This is a genomic window from Candidatus Pelagibacter communis (assembly GCF_001180025.1).
Taxonomy (GTDB): Bacteria; Pseudomonadota; Alphaproteobacteria; order Pelagibacterales; family Pelagibacteraceae; genus Pelagibacter; species Pelagibacter ubique_A.
Genome location: NZ_CVSK01000073.1, coordinates 1 through 9,946, shown reverse-complemented (window position 1 = coordinate 9,946; position 9,946 = coordinate 1). Strand labels below are relative to the sequence as shown.

The following is a 9,946-nucleotide window of genomic DNA, read 5'->3' as shown; positions in this document are numbered from 1 at the left end:
CCTAATGTAGAAACTGGAAATGCTTTGGTAAAAATGCTTATCTATTTTAGTGGTGCATGTGCCGCAGGGGTTGTAGTTGGTGGGAAAGTTCCTGTGGTTATAACTAGCAGATCTGATGAAGCTCAGGCACGGTTAGCTTCTATTGCAGCTGCCGTTGTTGCATTAGATTAATTCTAAGTTAAGCAAATCTATTGAATTCGTAGCTTTTATACTCTATTAAAGAGGCTCAAAAAAAAAGGAAGCAATAATGGCAATACAATATTTAAAAAAATCACCAAAAACATCTTCAACAGATGACACCAAAACAAGAGAAATAGTTGAAAATATTTTAAAAGATATTGAAAAAACAAAAGAGGAAGGTTGTAAAGAGCTTTCAAAAAAATTTGATAAATTTGAGGGTGATGTAATTGTTTCCAAAGAAAAAATTGAAGAAATAAAAAAAAGCTTAGATCAAAAAACTAAAGATGATGTTCAGTTTTCTCATGAAAGAGTTAGAAAATTTGCAGAAGCACAATTAAAAAATTATGGACAAGATTTTGAAGTTGAGCTTTCAGAAGGTTTGTTTGCTGGTCAAAGATTAATTCCTGTAAACACCGCTGGATGTTATGTTCCTGCAGGTAGATATGCTCATATTGCTTCTGCTGTTATGAGTGTAACGACTGCAAAAGTTGCTGGTGTTAAAAATATTCTTGTATGTAGCTCACCAAAACCAGGTATTGGGGTCCATCCTACCATAGTTTATACAGCTGACCTTTGTGGTGCTGATGTAATAATGAACTTAGGAGGAGTACAAGCAATTGCAGCTATGACAAATGGTTTATTTGGAAATGCACCTGCTGATATTTTGGTAGGTCCAGGTAATCAATTTGTTGCTGAAGCAAAAAGAATTTTGTTTGGTAAAGTTGGAATAGATTTATTTGCAGGTCCAACTGAAATTGCAATAATTGCTGATGAAACCGCTGATCCAGAAATAGTAGCTGTAGATTTAGTTGGTCAAGCTGAGCATGGCTATAATTCACCTGCTTGGTTATATACAACAAGTAAAGACCTAGCAGAAAAAGTAATGAAAAGAGTTCCAGAATTAATTGCTGAATTACCAGAATTACCAAGAACAAATGCTGAGGCAGCTTGGAGAGATTATGGTGAAGTAGTTCTATGTGATACCGACGAAGAGATGGCTAAAATTAGTGATGAATATGCACCTGAGCACTTAGAGGTACAAACAAAGAATTTAGATTGGTTCCACAACAGATTAAAAAATTATGGTTCTTTATTTGTTGGTGAAGAAACAACTGTTGCTTATGGAGATAAATGTTCAGGAACAAATCATATTTTACCTACAAAAGGAGCTGGAAGATACACAGGTGGTTTATTTGTAGGAAAATTTATCAAAACACTAAGTTTCCAAAGAATGACTAAAGAGTCTACAGAATTGGTTGGTGCTGCAGCTGCAAGACTTTCAAGATACGAAGGTATGGAAGCACATGCAAGAACTGGAGATGTAAGACTAAGAAAATATGGTTACCAAAACTAATAATACAAAGGATATAATATGAAAAAATTTGACGAGCTAATGAGTGTAGGGAGTGAAATCGAAAATATCACTGCTGGAGAAGCGAAAAAAAAGTTAAACGACTCAAACGTGCAATTTATAGATGTTAGAGATAAAGAAAGCTTTTCTAAGGGTACAATAGGAAATGCTATACACATGGACAGAGGATTGCTTGAATTTTATTTAGCTGAAGGAAGCCCTTTGGAAAACGATATCTTTAAAAATAATCCAGATAAAGAATTTGTAGTTTTTTGTGGTTTAGGTGGTCAAGGTACCCTTGCTACAAAAACTATGAAAGATATGGGGGTTAAAAATGTTAAAAATATTTCTGGTGGAATGTCAGAATGGGAAAAATTAAAAGATTAATTTTTATTTAATATCATATCTAAATAAAGAGCTGCTGACCAAGAAAAATTTTTTGCACCCATTGGCTCTCCATTTTTACAACTAAAATATTCAAAAAAACCTTTTTTTTCTAATATTTGGATAGTTTTGTTTTTTATTTTATCAGAAAAAAACTTGTCCTTATTTTTTAAACCTTTGTAAATAAACCAGTTACAATTAATCCATACAGGGCCTCGCCAGTATCTTTTCTCTTCAAAACTTTTATGATTTGGTTTAATTGATGAAAAAAAATATTTTTCTTTTAAATTATGTTTTTTAAGGTTTTTGATTAGTTTTTTATTAATTTTATCATTATTCAGATCGGCAAATAATACAAAATAATTGGTTATTGATGGAACATAGATCTTTTTATTATTTTTTAAATCCTTTGAAAAAAAAATTTCTTTTTTTTTGTCATATAACTTAAGGAAATTTTTTTCTGTAATTTTAATATAATTTTCTATTTTAGTTTTGTTTAAACTAAATGTGTCTAACAATAAAACTAAGTCTTTATTTGCTTTTAAAAATATAGAATTAAAACCGACATCTACAACATTAAAAAATGAAGATTTAAAAACTCTTTTTGGATTATATTTAATTTTTCTTAAATTATTTTTTATTGTAACATACCTATCGTAATCAATATTAAGCGGTCTATAATCTGGATTTACAACTTTATTATCAGCTCTTTTATATTTTATATTTTTCTCAATTTTTACTTTATTCATAGGTTCATCCCATAAAGGAGAATTATCGTATCCACTCTCCCAAGGATGTAAAATCGATACTAAACCAGTTTTTTTTGGGTCTCTAAATTGAATGAACCACTCATGAAATTTTTTAATTTTTTTAATTATTTTTTTTATATTTAAAAGTTGAGTTTTATTAATTTTATTTTTATTTAGAATTTCTTTTAAAATTGTTGCAAGTATTGGTGGTTGAGTTATTCCAGATGAGTGAATTTTATGACCACAATTCCATGCAGTATAATTTGGATAATAGTTTGTTTTAGTGTTATGAAATAAGATATGTGGAACCATTCCATCCTTCCATTGTCCCTCTAATAAGGTGTTTATTTCTTTTAATGCAAAATTTAAGTTAAAGTAAGAATATCCTAGAGCTATAAAGCCAGAGTCCCAATTCCATTGTGCAGGGTAAAGCTTATTATTTGTAGGTAAGGTATACCCTTTTCTTCTGTTACCCAGTAAGGTCTTTTGAGCCTTATTAATTAAATTTCTCATTAACCTTTCACACTTCCTGCAGTCAGACCACTTACTAAATATTTTTCAAAATAAACAAATATAAATAATACTGGTAATGTAACTACCACTGAACCTGCCATTAAATATTGTCTTGGCGTTTCTGCATCTCCACTTAAATATTGGATAGCCCTTGATAATGTAAATGAATTAGGATTGTCCAAAAACATCAAAGAAAATAAAAACTCATTCCAAGCAATCATAAAAACATACAAGGCAACGGATGAAATCGCTGGAATACTTAAGGGAATTATAATTTTAGTTATAATTCCAAACCAACTCAACTTGTCTAAAATTGCAGCTTCTTCTAATTCTTTTGGTATACTTTTAAAGTATCCTTGTAACATATAAATAGCCACCGGAAGTGTTGTTGCTGTATAGACAATCAATAAACCTTCTATTGAATTACGTAAACCCAATTGACTAAATATTGTATACAAAGGAATAACAAGAACGATTGCAGGGAACATGTATATTATAAGAATAGATGTAGACAAAAATGTTTTTCCAAAGAAATTTAATCTTGCAACTGCATAAGCAGCAGGTATTGCAAAAAGAAGAGTGATAATAACGGTACCAACAGAAACAATGGTGCTTGTCACTATATATTTTCCAAATTTATAAGATTTAAAAATTACAAAATAAGATTTAAATAAATCTTTTATATCTTGTCCGAAATTGATACTAAAATCTAAAGGATTCACTAACAAAGCTATTTGAGTTTTAAAACTTGTTACTAACATCATATAAAATGGAAAAAGTATTACAAAAGAGAAAAATAAAATTCCAAATAAAGTTAAGAAGTCGAATAAAATTACTTGTGTAGAGTGCTCTTCTTTTAAACCTATAAAAGTATATTTGCTAATTCTATTGGTGAAAAAATATACTATTAAAAATACGCCCACATTATACCAAATTGGTAATTTTTGTATTAAGTAACCATCACAAAAAACGAATATGGAAGAAAAAATGATTGATTTATAAATTGATTTAATTCTATCACCTATTCCTAAATGAGCTAATGATATTAAAAAACCAAATATAAAAATTATTTCTATATTAAAACTATTAATACTTAAACCTTGCAATGTTGCTAATATCTTCCAAATCGAAATTAAAAAAATTAAGAAAAAAGTAGATATCAATGAAAATAATATTGTATTTTTAGTTCTCATCTACTCTCTTTCCTAAAAGTTTAAAATAAAAAAACATAAACATTAAAAGTAATACAACTATTACAATTGAAACCGCTGAGCCCATTCCAATATCTGATATTGCAAAACCTTGTTGATAAACATTTATTGGTAAGGTTCTAGTTCCTGATGCGCCTCCCGTTAATAAAAAGACGTCCTCAAATTTATTAAAATTCCATATAAACCTAATCATGAATAATATCGAAATTACTGCAGTAATTTGTGGAAGTGTAATGTTGAAAAATTTTTGAAAAGGACTTGCTCCATCAACATCAGCGGCCTCATATAATTCTTTTGGAATAGCTTGAAGTCTCGCAAGAATAAATAAAAAAGCTAAAGGAAAATATCTCCAGATTTCAAACATTATAACTGTTGTAAGTGCTAGCCTTAACTTAAAATCAAAACCTAAAATACTAATTTCAATATATTTTTGTCCAAGGAGATTTATTGGGGTTTCAATAATTTGATAATTTAATAGTAAACTATTTAACGTACCACTATTCGGATCTAGTAAAAGTTCCCAGGTATAAGCTAAAGCTACAACTGGAGCAACATAAGGGAAAAGTAGAACACTTCTCATGAATGTTCGTCCATAAAATTTTTGATTAACCATTTGAGCAGTTAAAATACCAAATATTATTGAGCCAACAGTTCCAAAAAATGTGTAATAAAAAGTTGTAAGTAATAAGTCTACAAATTCATTTTCGAATAAAACCTTTTTAAAGTTTTTGAGAGTAAAGTTAGTATTAAGTAATATGTTGTCAGATTTTCCCTCTAATTTTGGTTTAATTGATTTAAGATTTTTTTTGTCTATTTTTGATCCATCATTTGTTTTAAATACTACCTGAAAATTTTCCCTATATTTAGCTGGCCAATTTCCAAATTCACATTTTAGGTTTTGCTTTTTATAAGAACATCTTGGATCTAAATTTTCTATTTCAAAAGTTTTTGGAAAATTATCTTGAAATGAAACATCTCTTATCTCTTGAATTAATGAACTGTTTCTTAACTTATATAATATTTTTATTTTAGAGGGCTCATCAGAAATGGATTTTACAATTTTTTTTGCTCTTGGTTCTGGAATTCTAATATCTTTTAATTCAACTTCTTTAAAACTAATCCAAATATTTGCAAAAATTGGAAATAAAATTATTGAAAAAACTAAAAGGACTGCAGGTAGAGTTAATATATATGCAGTTTTTTTTTCTGTATTTGCTAAAGTATCATTCATAAAAAAAGCGGATAATTTATATTATCCGCTTTTTTAAAAAATTTAAATTATTTGAATTTAGCTAATGATTTGTTAATCATGTCAACAGCTTCATCGACATCAATTTGATCATCGATATAAAGTCTAGTGATTCTATTTATAAATTGAGAATTTATGACTTTTGATGCTCTTGATAGTTCACCTTCTTTAACACCCCATCTATTTGCAGTATCTAAACCAGCTACAATGTTATTAATAACATCTGGGTCATATAGATCTGACAATGGAGCTTTTCTATCAACTCCAACAGGTAGTTTACTCCAAGCTTTTGTGAAAGCCTCAGGGTCACTTGAATTTCCTCTTCTTACAGGAAATTTTCCTTCTGGAGCTATCGATAATGTGCTTGTGTAACCTTCATCCATTGAGTACATGATAAATTGTTTAGCTTCATCTGTATCTGCATCAGCTGTAATACCAAAATACCTAACATCTGCCCATGCAGCACCTTTTTTATTACTAGGACCACTAAAATTAGTAATGAAACCAGTTTTAGAAGCTAGTTCAGGTGATGTTGGATCACTGTTAATTGTTGGTGGAGCCGAGTCTCTTAAACCTGCAAGCTCATCCATAATAAATGGAGACCAAATAATCATTGGAGTTTTTCCTGCAAAGTACAATGCTCTAGATTGTTTCCAGTACAATTCACCTGGAGGACTTGCTTTTGCAATTACTTTATAAAACTCTAATGCTTCTTTTAGTTTTTTACCTTGTTTCTTGATACCACCCTTTTTAACAATATTAACCCCATTTGCTAAAAGAACGTGCTCTAAAACTTGACTCATGAAATTTTCATCAGTTTTAGTTGCAGCAACAAAACCAAACATTCCGTTTTGTTTTGATAGCTTCTCAACAGCAGCTACAATGTTTGCATAGCTTGTTGGTGGTGCTAAATCTGCATTTTCAAAAAGGTCTTTTCTATAAACAACCATTTGTGTCCATCCATCAACTGGAACAGCTGCAATTTTTGAACCTTTTTTTGCCATGTTAAGTGCACCTGGTGCAAATGTATCTTTACCTAATTTTTTAACAACATCATTATTAGCATCGACATCTAAAATTCCTGCTTCAGCCCATGGTAATACATATTGCAAAGTATGATAGATCACATCTGGTAAGTCACCTGCTGCCGCAGCAGCTGTAGCTCTAGTTCCCAAATCTTTTTCTTCTACTGGGATCACATCTACTTTAATACCTGTTTTAGCTTCAAAAGCTTTTGCCATTTCCTCTTGCTTAGCCATTCGGGCAGGCTGAACTTCTGTAGTCCAAAACTTTATGTCTGCGTAAACAATATTCGAAATAAAAATCGAAATTACGCAAAACATCTTTATTATATTTTTCATTTCCCCTCCTATTAATATTTAAAACTATATTAAAATGATTCTATTTAGCAAAGACAAGACTGACACATATCAGGTATGTGATTGATACATGTTAATTACTCAAAAAATAGGAAAAATTTGAAATTAGTCAATTATAGGTTGTGTTATGATTTTACTCTTTTTCCATTTTCATCAAAAATAAAAATGTCATTTAGATCAAAACCTATGGAACTTCCTATTTCAACATTGCTTGGAATTTTCGCACTTAATTGGTGTTCATCTTTTTTCATATATACAATTTTTTCATTACCAAGATTTTCAATTAATTCTATTTCAGGATTAAAAGTAAATTTTGTATTCTGAATTGCTTTTAAATGTTCGGGTCTAATACCCACAAAATGTTTTGATTTTTTTAATTTTAAATTATTAAATTGAATTTCATTACCTAACAATTTAATTGTGTTTTCTGAAACAACATTTTCCTCGTTTACTTCTAAAATATTCATTTTGGGTGTGCCTATAAATTGTGCAACAAAAATATTTGCTGGATCATTATAAATTTCCTCAGGAGTGCCAACCTGCTCAATATTACCTTGATTTAAAATAACTATTCGGTCTGCTAGTGTCATAGCTTCTACTTGGTCATGAGTTACATAAATCATATTTGTTTTAATTTGATTATGTAATTTAGATATTTCAACTCTCATTTCTGCTCTCAATGCTGCATCAAGATTAGATAAAGGTTCATCAAACAAAAATATTTTTGGGTTTCTTGTAATGGCTCTTCCTATCGCCACTCTTTGTCTTTGACCTCCAGATAATTGTTTTGGTTTTCTCTCTAGTAGTTCTTCAATTTTTAGAATTTTTGCAGCCTGCATTACTTTTGTATTAATTTCTTCCTTTGGTCTTTTTTCAATTTTTAAACCAAAAGACATATTTTCATATACATTCATATGTGGATAAAGGGCGTAAGATTGAAAAACCATCGCAGTTTGACGTTTTGAAGGATGAAGTTCATTAATTTTTTGATCATTAATAAATATTTCGCCTTCATCTATTTTTTCTAATCCTGCAATCATCCTAAGAAGAGTTGATTTTCCACATCCTGATGGTCCTACCAAAACAAGAAATTCATCTTCCTTACCTTGCAGATTAAAATCTTTAATTATCTTATTAGTACCAAAAGATTTATGTACACCAGTAAATTTTATGCTTGCCATTTAATTCTCTATCTTTTCAAGAATATTAATCTAAAAAATTTTTTATTAAAATATTAAATTTATCCGGTTGTTCTAAATGAACATTGTGACAACATCCTTTAAAGATTTCTAAACGGCTATTTTTAATATTTTTATTCAATGTATCAACCTGATCAAAATTATAAGATATATCTTTATCTCCCCAAATAATTAAAGTTTCATTTTTGATATTTTTTAAATTATCAATTCCTCTCCAATTTTTCATAGCAACCAGAGCATTATCAGCTGTTTCTACAGAAACATTACTCACAGCATTTTCACATAAAAAATAATTCTTATCTTTATCACCTTTCACAAACCATTTTGGTGGAACTCTTGAAAATGAAACTTTTGTTCCATCTTTTTTTAATTTTTCTCTTGTTTCATCCATTGTTTCAAATCTTCCAGGAATATCTCCTATTGATCCTGTAGCAAAACAAATCAATTTATTTACTCTCTCACCAACAATTTTTGTTATTTCTTGAACAATCATTCCTCCCATGGAATGACCAATTAAATTAAATTTATCAATTTTTTTTTGATTAAGTATTTCTATTATTTTTTTTGCCATATCATTAATAGAGTTTAAAGATTTTGCATTATAACTTTCACCAAATCCAGGTAAAGCAGGTGCTATAACCCTATAATATTTTGAGAAATAGTTTTTTTGAAAACACCACATTTCAGACGAACCAAGATATCCATGTACAAAAACAAATGGAAAACCTTTTCCTAAATCGTCTACATAAATATCATTCATAGTATTTCCTTAATTATATATAAAACCAAAATACTCATAAAAGTTATAATAAATATGTTAATAATTCTCCAAACTTTTTTACTTTTAGCATATTTAGATAAATAGTTTGACAAATAACCTAAAGCAAAAAAAAATAAAAATGAAGCTATAGCTGCACCTATCCCAAAAGCTATTTTTTGATTTAACAAATAATTTTTAGAAAAATTCCCAAGAAAAAAAACTGTGTCTGAATAAACATGCGGATTTAGGTAAGTAAATCCAAGAGTTTTTATAAATATATTTATTTTTGAAATATTTGTTAGATCATTACTAAAATTTATATCTGAATAATGAGTTTTTATTTTTGAGTAAATGAAGTGCAATAAAAATAATATAAGAAGTATATTTAATATTAATTCAACTGTTTGATTAAAAAGTTGATTAAAATAATGAAAAAGAAAGATACCTAAAAATATTAAAATTAAGTCAGATATTGAGCATATTAAACAGACAAGAAATACATGTTGTTTTTTTAAACCTTGTTCAATAACAAAAATATTTTGAGCACCAATAGCTAAAATTAAACTTAATCCTATAAAAAATCCTAATAAAGCATATTCCATTAAGACAAATTAAACTCTTTTCTTACCCTGAACAACTCTATCAAGAATTAACGCAACAAATAAAATTGCAACACCTGCTAAAATTCCTTGTCCAACATTAGCATATTGAAGTGCTTCTAAAACATCTTGTCCTAATCCTTTTGCACCGATTAGAGATGCAACTACTACCATTGCTAAACTTAACATTACTGTTTGGTTTACACCTGCCAATATAGACGGTGTTGCTAATGGTAAATCTACTTTTCTTAATAGATACCATTTAGATGCACCATAAGCTATCGCAGCTTCTCTAATTGTTTCTGGCACACCTCTTAATCCAAGAACTGTTAATCTAACCACAGGGGTTCCTCCAAAAATCATTGTAATAAT

10 protein-coding genes are annotated in these 9,946 nt (G+C 29.1%); 2 read left to right on the top strand and 8 right to left on the bottom strand.

Annotation, left to right across the window (positions count from 1 at the left end; translation table 11 throughout):
• Positions 1 to 247 precede the first annotated feature (247 nt).
• Together hisD and AMN83_RS04760 are read left to right on the top strand one after the other, a co-directional pair.
• Positions 248 to 1,534, top strand: coding sequence for a histidinol dehydrogenase (gene hisD, locus AMN83_RS04765; RefSeq protein WP_075504526.1), 1,287 nt, complete (start codon positions 248 to 250; stop codon positions 1,532 to 1,534).
• 18 nt (positions 1,535 to 1,552) lie between these two features.
• On the top strand, positions 1,553 to 1,918 hold the full coding sequence (locus AMN83_RS04760; protein ID WP_075504525.1) for a rhodanese-like domain-containing protein: 366 nt from the start codon (positions 1,553 to 1,555) through the stop codon (positions 1,916 to 1,918).
• Here the strand turns inward: AMN83_RS04760 and AMN83_RS04755 are convergent.
• From AMN83_RS04755 to AMN83_RS04720, 8 genes are all read right to left on the bottom strand, one after another.
• On the bottom strand, positions 1,915 to 3,177 hold the full coding sequence (locus AMN83_RS04755) for an MGH1-like glycoside hydrolase domain-containing protein (RefSeq protein ID WP_075504524.1): 1,263 nt from the start codon (positions 3,175 to 3,177) through the stop codon (positions 1,915 to 1,917). The two genes, AMN83_RS04760 and AMN83_RS04755, sit on opposite strands and share 4 nt — an antisense overlap.
• Entirely contained in the window at positions 3,177 to 4,370 is a 1,194-nt protein-coding gene (locus AMN83_RS04750) for a carbohydrate ABC transporter permease (protein ID WP_075504523.1), read from the bottom strand. The genes AMN83_RS04755 and AMN83_RS04750 overlap by 1 nt, the downstream gene beginning before the upstream one ends.
• Complete coding sequence (locus AMN83_RS04745; RefSeq protein WP_075504522.1) at positions 4,360 to 5,619, bottom strand: carbohydrate ABC transporter permease; 1,260 nt, start codon at positions 5,617 to 5,619, stop codon at positions 4,360 to 4,362. The genes AMN83_RS04750 and AMN83_RS04745 overlap by 11 nt, the downstream gene beginning before the upstream one ends.
• Positions 5,620 to 5,666: 47 nt before the next feature.
• Positions 5,667 to 6,980, bottom strand: coding sequence for an ABC transporter substrate-binding protein (locus AMN83_RS04740; protein WP_075504527.1), 1,314 nt, complete (start codon positions 6,978 to 6,980; stop codon positions 5,667 to 5,669).
• Between the two features lie 161 nt (positions 6,981 to 7,141).
• Positions 7,142 to 8,197, bottom strand: a complete 1,056-nt coding sequence (locus tag AMN83_RS04735) for an ABC transporter ATP-binding protein (RefSeq protein ID WP_075504521.1) — start codon at positions 8,195 to 8,197, stop codon at positions 7,142 to 7,144.
• Between the two features lie 25 nt (positions 8,198 to 8,222).
• The gene (locus tag AMN83_RS04730; RefSeq protein ID WP_075504520.1) at positions 8,223 to 8,975 is read right to left on the bottom strand and encodes an alpha/beta fold hydrolase; all 753 of its coding nucleotides are present in this window, start codon (positions 8,973 to 8,975) and stop codon (positions 8,223 to 8,225) included.
• A complete protein-coding gene (locus AMN83_RS04725; RefSeq protein WP_075504519.1) occupies positions 8,972 to 9,577 on the bottom strand; it encodes a LysE/ArgO family amino acid transporter in 606 nt (201 codons plus the stop codon). Before AMN83_RS04725 ends, AMN83_RS04730 begins: the two co-directional genes overlap by 4 nt.
• A 9-nt stretch (positions 9,578 to 9,586) precedes the next feature.
• Positions 9,587 to 9,946 (bottom strand): ABC transporter permease subunit (locus AMN83_RS04720; RefSeq protein WP_143323645.1); only part of this gene is annotated, 360 nt, incomplete at its 5' end.